This window comes from Pseudoalteromonas sp. QJM3NY_22 (assembly GCF_056173065.1).
On the sequence record NZ_CM149655.1, the window covers coordinates 1,767,135 to 1,785,548 of the forward strand.

Consider the following 18,414-nt stretch of genomic DNA (forward strand, 5'->3'; position numbering starts at 1 on the left):
CCATTTTTTATACCCAGCTTATTAACTGCGTATTTTGCACGAGATCTCGCGGCAGTGAGTTTTTAATCTTATTTTTTTGCCATTTTCCCAGCCCAATAGGGCACCCACACAGTGTTAAAACTACTTCACCAATTGTTTGAGTTGCCTCAGTTAAGCGTATATCTTTACCTTGAAAATAATCATTTGCTTGCTCGTTATTTAACGCGTAAATATTAGTTTTGCATTCATTGCCAAATACGGTTGCAAACTCATGGGTTAGCCTTACGCCATTTTTATGAATAATGCCAATTTGAATACCTAAGCGTGCGTACTTAATTTTATTTTGCAGGGCTTCAAACCCTTGTGGAAATAACCACAGCTCTTTGTCGCGCTGCATTAAGTTGCCAGGAAGATTAGTTAACTCAAAGTGTTTTTTAAGCGACTGCATAAACGCGGCACTTTGCTTTTTATCAAACTCATTAAACGGAAACGCGCCTTTTTTAACAGTTTGATTTGGATTATTACAACTTGTTTGCTTTTTAAATTTTGCAATAAAAAAGCCTTCGCTATCGAATGTTTGCGGCCAAACATGCAAATAGCCTTCAGTAGTTGTGGCTTTACTTGCACCTTCAAATAAATCACTGAGTGACTCAGGCGCTATATAGTCGCCAAATTCACTGAGTAAATAATCGCACACTTGCTGGTTTTCGAGTGGAGTAAGTGTGCAGGTTGAATACACTAATGTGCCACCTGGCTTTAATGCGTAAAATGCGCTTTTAATTAAGTCTTTTTGTACTTGGGCTATTTGTATGTTTGATTCTATTGACCAATTTTTTAGTGCGTCGGCGTCTTTACGTACCGTGCCTTCGCCAGAGCAGGGCGCGTCTAGCAATATGCTATCAAAGCATTCAAACATGTAGTTGCCAAATATAACGCCATCAAAATGCGAGAGCGCACAGTTACCTACTCCCATGCGTTTTAATGTAGCGCTGAGTACTTTTAAACGAGATGACGATAGCTCATTTGCAACAAGCACACCTTCGTTATTCATTAGCGCAGCTAACTGTGAGGTTTTAGAACCCGGTGCTGATGCCATATCAAGCACGGTGTTACTTTGAGTGCCTGCGAGTTCAATGCTTTGCTTTAATGCCATAGGGGGCAGCATTGAACTTGCTTCTTGTACATACATAGCACCGCTTAAATGCAAGTCGGTATTACCTAGGGCCAGGTTTTGTTCTTCATCGCTTGGGCGCTCTAACCAAAAGCCTTCACTGCACCATGGGATTGGGGTTAGCAGCCAATTTTTTTCAGTGGCACGTTTTACAAATTCTTCAATGCTAATTTTTAATGTATTAACGCGGATAGATTTTCTGAGCGGCCTGCGACACGCATTTAAAAAGTCATCTAAGTTTAGATGCGCTGGTAAATAGGTTTTTACGTCATCAATAAAGTGCTCAGGAATAAAAGTGTTGGCGTTCACGCGTTAGCTCATACTATAAAAATAAAGCGCGATAATAGCATTTATATTAGGTATTTTCAGCGCTAAAAAACGTAACATCAGTTTGACTGTAGTGTTGACACTTTGTTGTTTCTCTCTATCTTAAAAGTGATTTTATACGACTTTAGATTAATAGTGTCGACAATGGGTGTGTTTTTTAGTCGTTTTGATAGGTTTAAGGGTTGACATGATTTTTTAATAAGCCCATAGTAACCACATTAATTGTTGACAATCTAAAAAATAACTTATGTCACACACATTTTTAAACGAAGCGCCTATAACTACCGCATCAGATCAAGTATTTGTAGATATGCGCCGTGAGATTGTTGAAGGCAGCATAGTTCAAGGCAGTAAAATATCAGAACCTGAACTTGCAAAGCGTTATGGTGTAAGCCGTGCAACGCTTAGAGAAGCGTTAAATCGCTTAGAAAGTTGCTACCTTGTTGAACGTAAAGCTAACGTAGGTTGCCGAGTAGTTGCCCTTACCGCTGAGCGTTTGATTGAAGTATACCAAGTTCGCAGCTCGCTTGAAGGTTTGGCATGTAGGCTTGCTGCCGACAATATGGAACCCGAAGAAGTAAAAGGCTTAAAGCAATTACTTAATCAGCACCTACAAACACAACGTGTTAAAGAGGGCGAGTCTTACTATCAAGAAGCTGGCGATTTAGATTTTCATTACCGTATTATTCAAGGCAGTAAAAACGCACATTTAATTCATTTACTGTGTAATGAGCTCTATCAATTAATACGCATGTACCGTGTACAAATGGGCATGGTGGGGCCGCGTGTATCAAAAGCGTTTGATGAGCATTTAGCGATTATTAACGCCATTGAAAACCACGATGGTGAACTGGCCGAAATGCTTATGAAGCGCCACATCAGTGCATCGCAAGCAAATATTCAAACCAAATTTGATGTATACCAATCAGTATAAGTATTCGAACAATTTAACGGATTAAATAGCTCCGTAACGTCGTTAAAAATTTTTTATTTACGACTGCATGGATGCAGGAGGTAGAGCAATGCAGGGAGCAATTGCCGAGAACCACTAAACATAAAAATTATTGCCTAGTTACAGAACGATTTTCTTATCGTTAAATAGACCTCATACTCATAATGATTGGTATGAGCTTCTAAAAGTTAAGTAGTGCAGTTAAACAGTCATAATTACAGATTAAAACTATAAGTTACTCCATGTAGCAACCGTTCAAAGTGAGGAGAAAGTAATGTCAGCAGGATTAAAATTTAAACACGCTATTGCTAATAACCGCCCGTTACAAGTGGTAGGTACTATTAATGCCTACACAGCGATGATGGCAGAAAAAATTGGCCACCAAGCTATTTATCTTTCAGGTGCCGGTGTTGCAAACGCCTCGTTTGGTATGCCAGATTTGGGTATGACAAGCCTTGATAACGTGCTTGAAGATATTCGCCGTATTACAGGTGCTAGCGATTTACCACTACTTGTGGATGCCGATACTGGTTGGGGTGGGGCGTTTAACATTGCACGCACAGTAAAAGAAATGACTAAAGCGGGTGCGGCGGGTTTTCATATTGAAGACCAAGTAGCGCAAAAGCGCTGTGGTCATCGTCCCAATAAAGAAATTGTAAGCCAAGGTGAAATGGTTGACCGCATTAAAGCGGCGGTTGATGCAAAAACCGATAGCGATTTTTATATTATGGCGCGTACCGATGCATTTCAAAAAGAAGGTTTAAACGCTGCGATAGACCGTGCAGCTGCCTGTGTTGAAGCCGGTGCTGACGCTATTTTTGCAGAAGCCGTACACGACCTTGCTGATTACCAAGCATTTGCAAAAGCGATTAACGTTCCAATTTTGGCAAACATTACTGAGTTTGGCCAAACACCTATTTACACAAAAGAGCAGTTAAGTGATGTAGGTGCTGAAATGGTGCTTTACCCACTAAGTGCATTTAGAGCCATGAACAAAGCAGCACTAAATGTGTATTCAGCAATTTTAAATGAAGGTTCGCAACAAAGCCAAATTGAAAATATGCAAACGCGTTCTGAGCTTTACGACTTTTTAGATTACCACACGTACGAGAACACACTCGACACACTTTTTTCATCAAAATCTGACAAATAATAAAATCACACACAAATTTAAGATAGGAGAAGAACATGGTAGATAAAGCATTAGGCGGCGCGGGTTTACGCGGACAAGTGGCTGGTCAAACAGCATTGTGTACTGTTGGACAAAGTGGTTCTGGTTTAACGTATTGTGGTTACGATATTAGCGAACTTGCCGAAAAAGCGCAGTTTGAAGAAGTGTCGTTTTTACTTTCACGCGGTGAGTTACCAACAACAAATGAATTGGCAGAATATAAAGCAAAACTAAAGAGTTTACGCGGCTTACCAGATGCACTTAAAACCGTGCTTGAAAATATTCCTAAAGACGCGCACCCAATGGATGTAATGCGTACCGGTTGCTCAATGTTGGGTAACCTTGAAATGGAGCTTGATTTTAGCCAAGCCAATGATGCAATTGATCGTATGGTTGCTGTGTTCCCAAGTATTATTTGTTACTGGTACCGCTTTACACACGATGGTGTACGCATTGAAACACAAACAGATGACGACTCTGTTGGCGCACACTTTTTAACACTGTTACACGACAAAGCACCCAGCGAGTTATTTGCGCAAGTGATGAACGTATCACTAATTTTATACGCAGAGCATGAGTTTAACGCCTCTACCTTTACGGGGCGTGTGTGTGCATCAACGCTTTCTGATATTCACTCTTGCGTAACAGGTGCGATTGGTACGCTGCGTGGTCCACTTCATGGTGGTGCTAACGAAGCGGCAATGGATATGATTCAAGATTTTACAAGCGCTGAACACGCTGAACAAGAAGTCATGGGCATGCTTGAACGTAAAGACAAAATAATGGGCTTTGGTCATGCTATTTATCGCGAATCTGATCCGCGTAACGTAATTATTAAAAAGTGGTCTGAAAAACTAGCGGCAGAGGTGGGCGATACCGTGCTTTACCCTGTGTCTGTTCGTTGTGAAGAGATTATGTGGCGCGAGAAAAAACTGTTTTGTAATGCTGATTTTTTCCATGCATCTGCTTACCACTTTATGGATATTCCAACTAAATTATTTACGCCAATATTTGTAATGAGCCGTGTTACTGGTTGGACTGCCCATGTAAAAGAGCAACGCGCTAACAACCGTATTATTCGCCCAAGTGCCGATTACACAGGGCCTGACGCACGCAGTTATACACCAATAGAGTCACGTTAAAAAATGGGTGAGCACGCATGTGCTCACTTTTTTATTGCACATAGCCACTAGCGAGCAGTTTTTCTCAAACTTTTCATTAAACACGCTAGCTGTGAGCAAACACCGTCATCAATTAGCGAATTTATTATGACCATAATTAATAATACCCAATACCGTAAACCTCTACCGGGCTCAAATGTTGACTATTACGATACGCAAGAAGCCGTAGATGCAATTAAGCCTGGTGCATACGCTACGCTACCTTATTCATCACGTGTATTTGCCGAAAACCTAGTACGCCGATGCGACCCTGCCATGTTAACCGATGCACTTAATCAGCTAATTGAGCGAAAGCAAGATTTAGATTTTCCGTGGTATCCGGCGCGTGTGGTCTGCCACGATATTTTAGGCCAAACAGCACTTGTTGATTTAGCAGGGCTTCGTGATGCAATTGCAGCCAAAGGCGGCGATCCGGCTAAAGTGAATCCGGTAGTACCCACGCAGTTAATAGTGGATCATTCACTAGCGGTAGAGCATGCCGGTTTTGATCCTGATGCATTTGAAAAAAACCGCGCCATTGAAGACAGACGAAATGATGACCGTTTTCACTTTATAAACTGGACAAAAACTGCGTTTAAAAATATTGACGTTATTCCACCGGGTAACGGCATTATGCATCAAATTAATCTTGAAAAAATGTCGCCGGTTATTCAAAACCGAGATGGCATTGCATTTCCAGATACACTAGTTGGTACCGACAGCCACACGCCACATGTTGATGCACTGGGCGTTATTGCTGTGGGTGTAGGAGGGCTTGAAGCTGAAAGCGTAATGCTTGGCCGTGCTTCTTATATGCGCCTGCCCGATATTGTAGGCGTTGAGCTAGCAGGCAAGCGCCAACCAGGTATTACCGCAACCGATATTGTGCTCGCTATTACTGAATTTTTACGTAAGCAACGTGTTGTATCGGCTTATTTAGAGTTTTACGGTGAAGGTGCCGATGCGCTTACTCTTGGTGACAGAGCAACCATTTCAAACATGACACCTGAATTTGGCGCAACTGCAGCCATGTTTTATATCGATGATAAAACAATAGATTACTTGCGATTAACAGGCCGTGAAGAAGAACAAATTGCCCTTGTAGAAAACTACGCTAAAACAGCAGGCCTTTGGAGCGATAGCTTAAAAACCGCAAAATACGAGCGTGTGCTTACGTTTGATTTATCAAGCGTGGGGCGCAATATTGCAGGTCCATCTAATCCGCACCGCCGTGTATCGACAAGCGATTTAGCTAAAGAAGGGATTTCGGGCGTTGTTGAAAATGAAGAAGGCTTAATGCCAGACGGCGCATGTATTATTGCGGCTATTACTAGCTGTACTAATACAAGTAATCCACGCAATGTAATTGCCGCTGCACTCCTTGCGCGTAATGCAAATGCAAAAGGCTTAACGCGTAAACCTTGGGTTAAAACCTCATTAGCACCGGGTTCAAAAGCGGTGCAATCATACCTTGAAGATGCAAACCTACTAACAGAGCTTGAGCAACTTGGCTTTGGCATTGTTGGTTTTGCGTGTACTACCTGTAATGGTATGAGTGGAGCCCTTGACCCTGTTATTCAAGAAGAAGTAATCGAACGCGATTTATACACTACAGCGGTGCTTTCGGGCAATCGTAACTTTGATGGGCGCATTCATCCTTACGCTAAGCAAGCATTTTTAGCGTCACCTCCTTTAGTTGTTGCGTACGCTATTGCAGGTACGATTCGCTTTGATATTGAAAAAGGAATACTTGGGCAAGATCAACAAGGCAACGATATTACGCTTAAAGATTTATGGCCATCAGACGAAGAGATTGACGCAGTAATTAAGCAAAGCGTTAAGCCAGAGCAGTTTAGAAAAGTATACGAGCCGATGTTTAATTTAACCGTAGATTACGGTGAAGATAACGACCCACTTTACGATTGGCGCCCAAAAAGTACGTATATTCGTCGCCCTCCTTATTGGGAAGGTGCACTTGCGGGTGAGCGCACTATGACCGGTATGCGCGCGCTTGCAGTACTTGGCGATAACATTACAACGGATCATTTATCGCCATCAAACGCAATTATGGCAAGTAGTGCTGCTGGCGAATACCTGACCAAAATGAACGTGCCAGAGGAAGACTACAACTCGTATGCAACGCACCGGGGCGATCATTTAACAGCGCAGCGCGCAACATTTGCAAACCCAAAGCTGCTAAACGAAATGGTGCTAGACGAAAACGGCGACGTTAAACAAGGTTCTTACGCACGCTTAGAGCCACAAGGGACTAACACACGTATGTGGGAAGCAATCGAAGCCTACATGGAGCGTAAACAACCGCTTATTATCGTAGCCGGTGCCGATTACGGTCAAGGTTCGTCGCGCGATTGGGCTGCAAAAGGCGTAAGACTTGCAGGCGTTGAAGTAATAGCAGCTGAGGGCTTTGAGCGTATTCACCGTACTAACTTAATTGGTATGGGGGTTTTACCGCTTGAATTTAAAGCAGGCACAACGCGTAAAACCCTAAAGCTGGATGGCAGTGAAACGTACGATGTAACGGGCGATTTAAAACCAGGCGCCATCGTTAATTTAAGCATTACCCGTAAAGACGGTGAAGTACTTACTGTGCCTACGAAATGTCGTATAGATACCCAAGAAGAGCTTTCTATTTACGCAGCTGGTGGTGTGTTACAACGTTTTGCTCAAGACTTTTTAGAAGCAACGCAATCAGCATAAGGGCAAACACTATGTTTAAACCGCAAATTAAAGTGCCTGCAACCTATATGCGTGGCGGCACCAGTAAAGGTGTATTTTTTAATTTAACTGATTTGCCAAAGCCTGCTCAAGTAGCAGGCGAGGCGCGCGATAATTTATTACTGCGTGTTATTGGCAGCCCCGATCCGTACGGCAAACAAACGGATGGCATGGGCGGCGCTACATCAAGTACCAGTAAAACAGTCATTTTAAGTAAAAGTGAGCAAGCAGATCACGATGTTGATTACTTGTTTGGTCAAGTGGCGATAGATAGACCTTTTGTAGATTGGAGCGGTAACTGCGGCAACTTAACGTCAGCAGTCGGAGCTTTTGCCATTAGTAATGGTTTGGTCGATAAAAACCGAGTACCTAATAACGGTGTTGCTATTGTGCGTGTGTGGCAGGCTAATATTAACAAAAGCATATTAGTGCATGTCCCTATGACCAATGGCGAAGTACAAGAAACCGGTGATTTTGAGCTCGATGGCGTTACATTTGCTGCAGCTGAAGTAAAACTTGAATTTATAGACCCGGCTGATGGCGATGGCGCGCTATTCCCAACAGGCAACGTAGTTGATGACTTAGAAGTACCGGGTGTTGGTACTTTAAAAGCCACCATGATAAATGCAGGTATTCCTACCATATTTATTAACGCCGCTGATATTGGTTATACCGGCACAGAGCTGCAAGAGGATATAAATAACGATGTTGCAGCGCTTGAAAAGCTTGAAACCATTCGCGCTTATGGCGCCGTTAAAATGGGCTTAATCACTGATATTAATGAAGCACAGGCTCGCCAACATACGCCAAAAGTTGCGTTTGTTGCAGCGCCTTTAGATTACACTGCGTCTAGCGGGAAAGTTATTGAGGCTGCCAACATTAACTTACTCGTGCGCGCTATGTCGATGGGTAAACTGCACCATGCCATGATGGGCACAGCCGCTGTAGCTATTGGCACGGCCGCAGCAATCGAAGGAACACTCGTAAATATAGCCGCTGGTGGCGGCGCATTGAGTGAAGTTAACTTTGGTCATCCGTCGGGCACGCTAAAAGTAGGTGCTGAAGCTAAAAATACTGCAGGTAATTGGCTAGTTACCAAAGCAAGTATGAGCCGCAGTGCACGAGTATTAATGGAAGGGGTTGTAAGGGTTCCTTATTAAAATAAAGTCCCTCTTGTGATTATGCAGTGGGGTTTTCTATGTAGTAATTATTTCAATGTCTGGGTCTATTTATCTTCGAGGTTGAATTTGCAGCTGTATGTTTGGTTTTTAGGCAAGGCAACGGCTATGGTGTTATTTACCATAAATAGGCGATAACGCAGTATAGATGTCAAACATGCATTGCCCTTGGATTCGTCCTGGGGACTATTTACTCGTTTTTTACTTAACCTGAACTCTGGTTAAGATATTTACTAACATATTGAATCATGGTGATATTTAAATTTATTTTCTCTAGCCAGAGATTTTCAGTGAAAACAAGGCTAATTTACGCGTCAATAGCTGCTCGAGATAGCTTTATTATCCAGAGTTCAGGTTACTTATTCTTTGTTAGCCAGTAGGGTGATACAGGAGCCGTTAGCGAGCCCACTAGATTACAAACCTCGCGTCGCGATTAAATCGCCTTAGGTAATAGAAAGAAAAACCAAATATATGGCTCAATACTTAGCGATAGAAAAAATTTGAATGTTGTCATAGTCACATGACTTAGTTGATTTTCACTCCAGTTCAGTAAAAAGCCGCTTTTTTCTTCGATTCATCGCATTTACTTGAAGAATAATATTAACAAACTAAATTAAATGTAATATTCAATTCACAAAATGGATATACTATATTTTAGCGTCCTGAGTTTTTATGATTCTTAATTAGATTACAGAGGATCATAAAGAAATAGTATGTAGATAAAATCAAAGTACATTTAATAAAATGTATAAATATGTAGCAAAAATATATGGCTTAATGGTATTTTATAATTCCAGTAACAAAGGTTAGTATTGTGTGTTCGTTTATTATTTTTGTAAACTTCTAAACTTGAACAATGCAAATTGTGACTAAACTAATTTCTGATACTCATTTCAAGCTATCAAGGAGAAATAAATGTCGAAGCGTACGATCAAATTTACACCTATTGCAGCTTCAGTTGCACTTACATTAGGCTTAACAGCATGTGGTTCGGACAATGACAGAAACATTCCTGTTACACCAGTAGAATCTTTTACTGCAACTGGCGATGCACAATTCAATATTGAAGTAACTGGTAAAGCAGTTAAAGGTTCAATGAAAAGTGCAGTAGTAACTGTAATGACTTTAGATGCATCTGGTCAAAGTGTTCCTGTTGCATTTCGCTCAGCTGCTTCAGCTGAAGCAGAGTCTTTTTCTGAAGAAGCACTATCACAAGATGCTGCAGATGCTGCAGTAGAAGCAAGTAAAATTGCTGCTAACCCTGAAGTATTAACTGATGAAAGCGGCCGTTACAGCATCTACTTAGATGATGATTTTACTGGACCAGTTTACATAACTGTTAAAACTTCTGCAGAAGGCGATGATAGCTTTCTACGTTGTGATGCTTACGTAGGTTGTGGCGATTACGATGTAGCGCCAGAAGTTGACGACGAAAATGATGGCGATACTGCGATTGAGTTTGGCGAATGGTACAAAACTGACCTAGAGCTTTCAGTTGTTAAATTTGTTCCAGCTGTTGAAGCAGATACATCTGGAGTAAGTGGTGCAGCTGGCGATCTTAATGTTTTAGGTTCTTATAAAGCTAATGTTAATTTCTTAACATCGTTAGTGTCGGCTCTTCTTCTTGACTCAGGTTCAAATGTAGATACAGACGCAATTGCTAAAGCAAGCTTAGATACTGTTGTACAAGTAATGGGTCAAGACGCTGCACTTTTACTTGCAGCTATTATTGGTGATTTATCTAACGGCGGCGCTGTAGATTTAAGTGATGTTGATGGCGAAGAAGAACTTACTGACGGTATTTTAGCAATTGCACAGCTTTCATCTTCAGTTCAAGGTTTACCTTCAATTGGTGATGTAATGAGCAGCATTAAAGCTGGTATTAAATCAGGCCAGTTTAAAGGTAATACTGATGCTGGTATTGCTGCAATAGCTACAATGTTACAAACAGCTATTACAAACACTGCAAATATTTTTGTTGCTACAGCAACGGGCGATGAAACTGCAATTGAAGACGTTTTAAAAGCGGCATTTACTGCTAACAACCCTAGCGCAACACAGGCACAAATTGATGCGTTTGCCGCTAATTCAGTAGGTATTGCCAAAAAAGCAAAAGCTGCTAAAGATAAAGCCATTAAAAATGGTGCAGCAACTAATGCTAGTCTTGTTGCCGCTGCAGTGAAAATTAAAAAAGTACTAGAAGTAATTGGTTGTACTGACGCAGAATGTACAGTTGGAGATGACTTTTATACAGCTCTAGCAGCTGCTTTAACAGTAGAAGTTACTGTTTCTCAAACTGCACTTACTGCATTAGAAATGAGCATTGAAACAGCTCAAAGCTCACTTACAGATATTCAAGCAATGGGTGGCGATGCTCTTACAGCTGATAACGCAGCTGCATTTGTAAGCGCTGTTACATTACTGAAAAATGAAGCTGCTACAGCTGGTTTAACAGCTAAAGCGGGTTCTATTTTTGTTAAATCACAAGGCTATATAACTGCAGCAAATGCTTTAGTTACTCAAAGCCCTGATTATCAACAAGTGCTTGATTCTGCAACGTCTTTGCAAACAGATGCAGCTGTTGCTGTAACTGACACAGTTGCATACGACACTGCATTAGCTGAACTAGTAGCAGAAGCAGACGAAGCGATTACAACGTTTGATATTGCTCTTGCTGCAGCTAAACTAGTTGCTGAAGACACAGCAGATGTTGCTGACGAGAAAAAATCAGTAGCAGACACAGCTGAAGCGGCTTCTACTAGCGCACTTGCTAACGCAGAAAATGCAATGGTAGATACAGCTGCAAACGCAACTGAAGCTCTTGAGCTTGCAATGACTGCTGTTACTGCGGCGTCTGATTTTGATGCTGCTGTTGATGCACTTGAAATTTCTATTGAGCAAGCACTTATTACTGCTAATGCCTACCTAGAACTTGAAGGCGAAGGCGCACAAGCAATGATTGATGCGCTTACAGCTATGCAAACAGCTGCTGTAGCTCAAAGTGAACTAGCTAGCGAGCAATTTGTAACAGCTTATAATCTACAACTTGCTGCTGAAACTGCAGTTGCAAAACTTGAAGTACTAACTTCTGTTAAAGCTACTTCAGAGTCATTATCGACTATGACTGTGCTTACTGGCACTGGTGCTGATGCAGTTGCTGATGCAGCAGACATTCTTGCAGACGTAATTGATGAATTAGCTGAAATGGGTAATAACTCAGGAACAGGCACATCAACTCGCAATGCTGATTGGGACTATGCTTACAGCTTAGATGATCTTACGCTAATGCTTAGCAATGCTACTACAGGTGAGATGATTAATGCAGCGGCTTCTTATGAAGGTGATAAGCTAGTTGTTGCTTGGGGTGCTACGCTGGTAGGTGAAAATGATGCATCTATTAAGCTTGTAACTGCTGATACGCAAGTAGCAGCATTGACAGATTGTGTTGATTTTGCAGCAGGTACAATTGATGCTACCCAAATCGATTCATGTTTAGTATTTACTTTTGATGGCGCAGTGAGTGCTGATAATGTAGATGATGCAGAAATCATAATGACTGAAACGTCTAACCATATTGAAATCATTGATGGTGATTCTGGCTTTAACGGCGTGTTAAGCATTACAGCTGATGATGAAACAGATTCAAGTTCTATTTCATTAGAAGGTGTATCTGGTGATGTAGACTTTAAAGTAATGACTACATACCTTGACAGCGACATGGAAGAAGCAAGTGCTTTAACTATTACAGTAAATAATGCAATGGGTTACACGTTGTCTATTACTGGTAATGAAAGTGCAGGTTACACTGGTGACGTTATGGCTATGTACAATGAGATGATGATGTCTTTTGGTACTGCAGCTAAAACAACAAACGGTCTTTCAATTACTTACATTGATGGTGACGTAGTTGATTACACTGATGTTGATTTAATTGATTCATCTAAGTAATATTTAAACTATAAAAGGGGAAAGCAGCGCTTTTCCCTTTTTTTATAGAAAGCGATTAAATTATGAAAAAAAAAATTCTCTTGTTAGGATTTTCAACAGCTTTTATTTCTCCACTTGCTTCCGCAGATAACCAATTTCAAATTTTTACCCACTTTGACGCAGAAATTTATACAGAAGCACAACCAGTACAAGCCTTTGTAGATGATTTTGATGCTCCATTAAAATCGGGTGACAGTGCATTCACCTATAATATATTTGAAGTAGGTGTTGGCTACGGTAATTTTAAGGTAGGTTTACAAAGTCGTTACGACTATGTTCTTAACTTTGATCCTGATACAGCCAAATATACTCATACCGAAAAAAATGATCTAGAGTTTGAAGATAGATTTTATACATATTACCTTGATGCTAAACAAGCAACGTCTAACGGTGTATTTGTATCTTATGATTTTAAATTTTTAGATAAAAATGCATTAACAATAACACCTAAACTTTCTGTTTTTGCCAGCTCGCACTATCAAGATGCCACTGTAAATGGTGAAATTTATAGTGATGAAGTTGAAGGCGCTGTAACTGTTGATTACAATTTTTCAAAAGATATTTTATTTAAAAAATTCACACCAGACCAGAAACCTGAAGGCCTAGGCTATAGCCTAGATATTTTTGCTGATTGGCAAGTAAATGATGAACTACAACTTGGTTTTAGTGTAAAAGATTTACTCTATAAAACAGATTACGACGATAGTGGCTTTGTTAAAGGCCAAACTACAGAAGTTCCATTTAGTGAAAGTGACAACGGCGACATTATTACCCAGCCAACAGTATCATTAAAAACGTCGGCATTTGGAAATACCGAATCGCATGATTTTGAGATGGAGAAGCGACTACAAGCATTTGCTGATTATAGAATAAACGAGCGTTTTTCAACCCAGCTAACTTTAAAACGTTACGACAAAGACACGTTTAGCCAATTAAAAGGCCGCATTCACTTTTGGGATCACTGGAAAATACAAGCAGGCTACGAAACAAAAAGTGAAGCGTTTTTGGTTGGTATAGAAAGTGAATATTTTGGTCTTAATTTACAAACAGATAGCTTAGATTTAGATAAAGCCTATTATGCGAATGTGAATTGGTACGTGAACATTAAGTTTTAAGGAATGAAGATGTTAAAACAAATTATACCTTTAGGGGTCGCTATTGCATTGGTAGGTTGTGGTTCTTCATCAGACAGTGACAGTTCGGAATCTGTTGCAGTGAGTGAAATTGCTACATCTTCTTCTGTGAGTTTTTATGTATCTAATTGGCAATCACCACAGGGCACGCTTAATGTTTTAGATAGCGATGGGGTGGTGCAAGAATCAATTGAAGTCGAAAACATCAATACTGCGAGTGTAAGTGTAACTCCACTTACTTTTAATAGTTTTGAGTTTATACCTAGCGATACCGCTCTACCTTGTCCGCGATTTACAGGTTGTGGCAGAACAGTTCGTGATGATGTAAATGATTTAAACGCAAACCGGTTAATCGACTACCAAGAATTGACAGCCGTTACTCTTACTTACAAAGCCGATGCATTTAGTGCACCGGGTGTAAATACGGTTTATTTATCGCCATTGAGTAAAGCAATTACAGATGAAGGCTTTAGTGCTACACAGGCTAGTTTATCAGCCACGCCTTTTTATCATTTAACGCACAGTAATTTAAATGCAAGTGTTGAAGCAGAAATGGTTACAAATGCCTTCACTTACGCGGCAATTTTAGCTGGTGTTGCTGATAGTTCGTTTAGTGTTGAAAGTGCTTTTAATGCATTTACTAACTTGGAGACTGATCAGCAAGCATGGCAAGATTACAGCGATTTAGCAGCGCAGTATGTTACAGATAACTTATTTAGCGACCAAGGTAATGCTTTGCTGAAAAATGTCGCTGGTCAAGTTAAGCAAACTATTGCGAGCGTAACTACATTCACAAATTGGCAGGCTCGTTCAGCAGAAGTACAAAGCTTAGATTCAAGAGAGTTACTTGTTGATACGCGAAATATAATAGGTGTTGCAAGACTTCAAGAAAAAAGTTATTCAGATGAATTAGACGCAAAATTTACTGAGCTTGAAGGTGCATTTGATGAAGACACACAAAGAACTCTTAGTGCGCTTACTAATGCTTTAAATGAAGTTATTACAAACTATTCTCCACTTGCAGAAGGCTCTACGCCAGCAGGACAATATAAACTTCGTGATTTGGATATCATTTATAGCCAATCACCTTATACATGGGCTATTACTGGCACATATGATGATTTACCTATAGCAATTGATTTATCAATCCCAACATTTAGAGTAAGTGGTGTACTGGGAGATAAAATTGAAGGTGTAATGAGCGCAACAGTCACAAATGGCGCTACGGTATTAAGTGTTGATGTGAGTGAGCTGGTGATTCAATTTGATGGTATAGATGCTCAAAGTGAATTAAACCCAGAGGCTGATACAGGTATAGCGCAGATCACGACCAATGTAATTATCAATAAAGCAGCGGGTAAACTAGAAGGTGACTTATCATTAAACTTAAATCGTTTTGTTAATTCACTAGGTGAGGAGTCAACTACGTTATCTACCTTTGATTTTAATGGTAATTACGTAAGCGGCATTCAAAACACTGCATTTCATATCACAGCAGTAGAGGCTTCGCCTTTTATTGGTAAAGACAATGATAATTTAGCCTTTACTTTTGAGTTAGATTTTCCATTAAGTGGAGCAAGCGACTTTAAATTTGCATACGTAGGTGATGTTGAAAATTTATCTGAACTTACTTCTACAGATATATTTGTTAGTGTAAAAAATAGCGCGCTAGATTTACGTATTCGTGATGTTAGTGGCAATATTAACCTCATTGCGAAAGGCGAAAATGGCCGTTGGTTAGATGTAAAACAAAAGGGCCGTAATTACAGTGGCGGTTTATATTTTGGTGATACTAAAATAGCTGACGTTACTGCCGTTCGTGGCATCCCCGGGGTTTTATTTTCAAATGGCGATTTTGAATCGTTGTTCTAATTAATTGACTTAAATATTAGACATAAAAGCCCAACATTAGTTGGTTTTTTATGTCTATATTAAGTATTTATAACAACTCAATACTTACCGTTGCACCTTTTTCGATATTGCCGCTTTGTGCTGGCACTACAATTAAGCAGTTAGCTTTACTAAGCGACGAAAGTACACCCGAGCCCTGTTTATTAAACGGGGCAACCACCAAGTCACCTTGCTCGTTAGTTGTTGCAGTACCGCGTTGAAAGTCGGCTCTTCCTGGGCGCTTTTTAATAACGGATGTAGTAATAGCGTTAAAACGCATTTTAGGATTTACGTCACCAAGACCCGAAAGCTTTTGCAGTGCAGGCTCTACTAACTGATTAAATGTAACAGCAGCCGACACAGGGTTACCTGGCAAGCCAAAAAAGTAACTGTTACTTAATTTACCAAAGGCAAAAGGTTTGCCTGGTTTCATGGCTATTTTCCAAAAGTGAATATTGCCAATTTCGTTGAGCACTTCTTTTGTAAAGTCGGCTTCACCAACGGATACACCGCCTGAGCTTATTACGGCATCGGCAAGTTCGTTCGCTTTTAAAAATGCATTAGTGATGAGTTCTTTGTCATCAGGGATAATTCCTAAATCAAGCACGTCTATATTTTTTTGTTGCAGCGCACTAATAATAACAGCGCGGTTGCTCTCAAAAATAGCGCCTTGCTCAAGAGGCTGACCAGGTTCTATTAGCTCATCGCCTGTAGAAAGCACGGCTATTTTTAAGTTTCTTACTACGTCTATATTGGCAATTCCTAAAGATGCAAGTAACCCCACATCAACGGCTTTTAGTTTATCGCCTGCTTTTAAAATAACATCGTCAATTGCAATATCTTCGCCAGCAAAACGCACGTTTTCATTTAGCTCTGGTTGCGCAGTAAACGTAATTTTATCGCCATCAACCGAGGCGTTTTCTTGCATTACAACGCCGTTAGCGCCAGGTGCAATGGCGGCGCCGGTCATTATTCTTACGCATTGACCAGGGGTAAGTGTTCCTTCAAAAACTTGACCTGCAAACACGCTGCCTACTTGTGTGTAGGTTAAGCTTTTATCTGAAATACACAGCGCATAGCCATCCATTGCAGAGTTGTTATGAGCGGGTACGTTTATAGTTGATTTAACATCGCTTGCTAAAACGCGATCAACGCTTTGCATTATAGAAATGGTTTCAACGTCTTTAACAGGCGTTATCGAGCCAAGTATATTTTGTATTGCAGTTTTAATTGGCAATAAACCGGGTGCATTGCAAACATCGTTCATATATATTGCTTACTTAAATCATTTTATTTTGAAACAATACTTATAATGTCAAAGCTTTACAATACATGGTTGGGTTATTTTTTGTGTGTAGCATGCATACTGTCGTGCAGCGTAAACGCAAAAGAAACGCTGCAAGTAGCCGTAGCGAGTAATTTTAAAACTGTATTGCAAACCCTACTAAAAAAATCCCCATTACCTAATGTTGACGTGAAAATATCAGCCGCTTCTAGCGGTGTTTTATATTCGCAAATAGTGCATGGCGCGCCATTTGATGTGTTTTTATCAGCTGACGATTTTCGCCCGCAATCACTTATTAAAGAAGGCTATGCCGAGCAAAGCAGTTTAATTACTTACGCGTTAGGCGAACTTGCTTTGTGGCAACCAAAAGCTGAAAAAGTAAATGATAAAGTAGCCATTGCTAATCCGCGTTTTTCACCATACGGACGTGCCTCAGAGCACTACGCGAATAACCATTTTAAAAAACCAATAAATTATGTGTACGGTAATAACATTACGCATGCTTTTCAGTTTGTGCAAAGTGGTAATGTAGGAGTAGGGCTGGTGGCTGTTTCATCGCTAAAGGCGGCTTACAGTAACACGCAAGATCAAAAATATTTAGATTACGCCGTGCTGCCTACCAATCAATATCCCGATATAATTCAACAAGGCGTTATTATTAGCTCGACTAAAAAGCGTGCTAGCGCTAAGCAACTCATGCAATTTTTAATGACGCAGGCTACGCAGCAACAGTTAATTGAATTAGGTTACAGAATAAAGGACAACAATGCTTCAAAGTGATTTAACCGCGCTGTGGTTAACTATAAAACTTGCCTTTATAACCGCAGTACTTCTTCTTGTTTTTTGTATTCCACTGGCTTACAAGCTTGCTGGCTATAACGGTAAATTCAAACCATTTTTAGAAGCATTAATTGCAATGCCTTTAGTGCTGCCGCCTACGTTATTAGGGTTTTACTTACTTGTTTTGTTTTCGCCTGACCACGCTTTTGGGCAGTTTTGGTTTTGGCTAACGGGTACACAGCTTGCGTTTAGTTTTCAGGGAGTGGTTATTGGCTCGCTTTTTTATTCACTGCCTTTTGTAATGCAGCCGCTTGTGGCTGGGTTTAAGCATATTAATCAAACCTATAACGAAGCTGCCATTGCGCTTGGATTAAGCCCGTTTAAACGCTTTGTGCATTTAATTATTCCGCTTTTAAAACCCAGTATTGGTAGCGCGTTTGCCTTAGGTTTTGCGCACACATTGGGTGAATTTGGTTTGGTATTAATGATTGGCGGTAATATTCAGGGGCAAACACAGGTGGTGTCTATTGCGCTTTATGACCATGTTGAATCGTTAAATTATACGGCGGCGCATCAGCTTTCACTTATTTTACTGGCAATTTCGTTTGCCTGTTTAGTGCTGTTATTTAAGTTTAATAAAAGCATTGTAGGGGTTAAGTAATAAC

General features: G+C 40.5%; 12 protein-coding genes. 10 read left to right on the forward strand and 2 right to left on the reverse strand.

Features of this window, described 5'->3' with window-relative positions:
• Positions 1-7: 7 nt before the first annotated feature.
• Positions 8-1,459: a 16S rRNA (cytosine(1407)-C(5))-methyltransferase RsmF gene (gene rsmF, locus AC0VZ4_RS07895; protein WP_475441363.1), complete on the reverse strand. Its 1,452-nt coding sequence runs from the start codon at positions 1,457-1,459 to the stop codon at positions 8-10.
• A gap of 265 nt (positions 1,460-1,724) precedes the next feature.
• Between rsmF and AC0VZ4_RS07900 the strand changes: the two genes are divergently transcribed.
• The 8 genes from AC0VZ4_RS07900 (at position 1,725) to AC0VZ4_RS07935 (ending at position 15,666) form a co-directional block, all read left to right on the forward strand.
• Complete coding sequence (locus AC0VZ4_RS07900; RefSeq protein WP_475441364.1) at positions 1,725-2,411, forward strand: GntR family transcriptional regulator; 687 nt, start codon at positions 1,725-1,727, stop codon at positions 2,409-2,411.
• Between the two features lie 292 nt (positions 2,412-2,703).
• On the forward strand, positions 2,704-3,582 hold the full coding sequence (prpB, locus tag AC0VZ4_RS07905; protein WP_475441365.1) for a methylisocitrate lyase: 879 nt from the start codon (positions 2,704-2,706) through the stop codon (positions 3,580-3,582).
• Positions 3,583-3,617: 35 nt separating this feature from the next.
• Positions 3,618-4,742 (forward strand): bifunctional 2-methylcitrate synthase/citrate synthase, encoded by a 1,125-nt coding sequence (gene prpC, locus AC0VZ4_RS07910; protein ID WP_475441366.1) that lies wholly within the window; start codon positions 3,618-3,620, stop codon positions 4,740-4,742.
• Positions 4,743-4,868: 126 nt separating this feature from the next.
• On the forward strand, positions 4,869-7,478 hold the full coding sequence (acnD, locus tag AC0VZ4_RS07915; protein WP_475441367.1) for a Fe/S-dependent 2-methylisocitrate dehydratase AcnD: 2,610 nt from the start codon (positions 4,869-4,871) through the stop codon (positions 7,476-7,478).
• A gap of 11 nt (positions 7,479-7,489) precedes the next feature.
• Positions 7,490-8,656 (forward strand): 2-methylaconitate cis-trans isomerase PrpF, encoded by a 1,167-nt coding sequence (gene prpF / locus AC0VZ4_RS07920; RefSeq protein WP_475441368.1) that lies wholly within the window; start codon positions 7,490-7,492, stop codon positions 8,654-8,656.
• 933 nt (positions 8,657-9,589) lie between these two features.
• Positions 9,590-12,622, forward strand: a complete 3,033-nt coding sequence (locus AC0VZ4_RS07925; protein WP_475441369.1) for a hypothetical protein — start codon at positions 9,590-9,592, stop codon at positions 12,620-12,622.
• A gap of 62 nt (positions 12,623-12,684) precedes the next feature.
• Positions 12,685-13,776: a hypothetical protein gene (locus tag AC0VZ4_RS07930; protein ID WP_475441370.1), complete on the forward strand. Its 1,092-nt coding sequence runs from the start codon at positions 12,685-12,687 to the stop codon at positions 13,774-13,776.
• A gap of 9 nt (positions 13,777-13,785) precedes the next feature.
• On the forward strand, positions 13,786-15,666 hold the full coding sequence (locus tag AC0VZ4_RS07935; protein ID WP_475441371.1) for a hypothetical protein: 1,881 nt from the start codon (positions 13,786-13,788) through the stop codon (positions 15,664-15,666).
• Between the two features lie 67 nt (positions 15,667-15,733).
• On the opposite strand, the gene moeA is transcribed toward AC0VZ4_RS07935, so the two are convergent.
• Positions 15,734-16,951: a molybdopterin molybdotransferase MoeA gene (gene moeA / locus AC0VZ4_RS07940; protein ID WP_475441372.1), complete on the reverse strand. Its 1,218-nt coding sequence runs from the start codon at positions 16,949-16,951 to the stop codon at positions 15,734-15,736.
• A gap of 45 nt (positions 16,952-16,996) precedes the next feature.
• Here moeA and modA point away from each other — a divergent pair, with 45 nt between their 5' ends.
• Both modA and modB read left to right on the forward strand, forming a co-directional pair.
• Positions 16,997-17,749, forward strand: a complete 753-nt coding sequence (gene modA, locus AC0VZ4_RS07945) for a molybdate ABC transporter substrate-binding protein (protein WP_475441373.1) — start codon at positions 16,997-16,999, stop codon at positions 17,747-17,749.
• Positions 17,736-18,410: a molybdate ABC transporter permease subunit gene (gene modB, locus AC0VZ4_RS07950; RefSeq protein ID WP_475441374.1), complete on the forward strand. Its 675-nt coding sequence runs from the start codon at positions 17,736-17,738 to the stop codon at positions 18,408-18,410. Before modA ends, modB begins: the two co-directional genes overlap by 14 nt.
• The last annotated feature ends 4 nt before the right edge of the window (positions 18,411-18,414 follow it).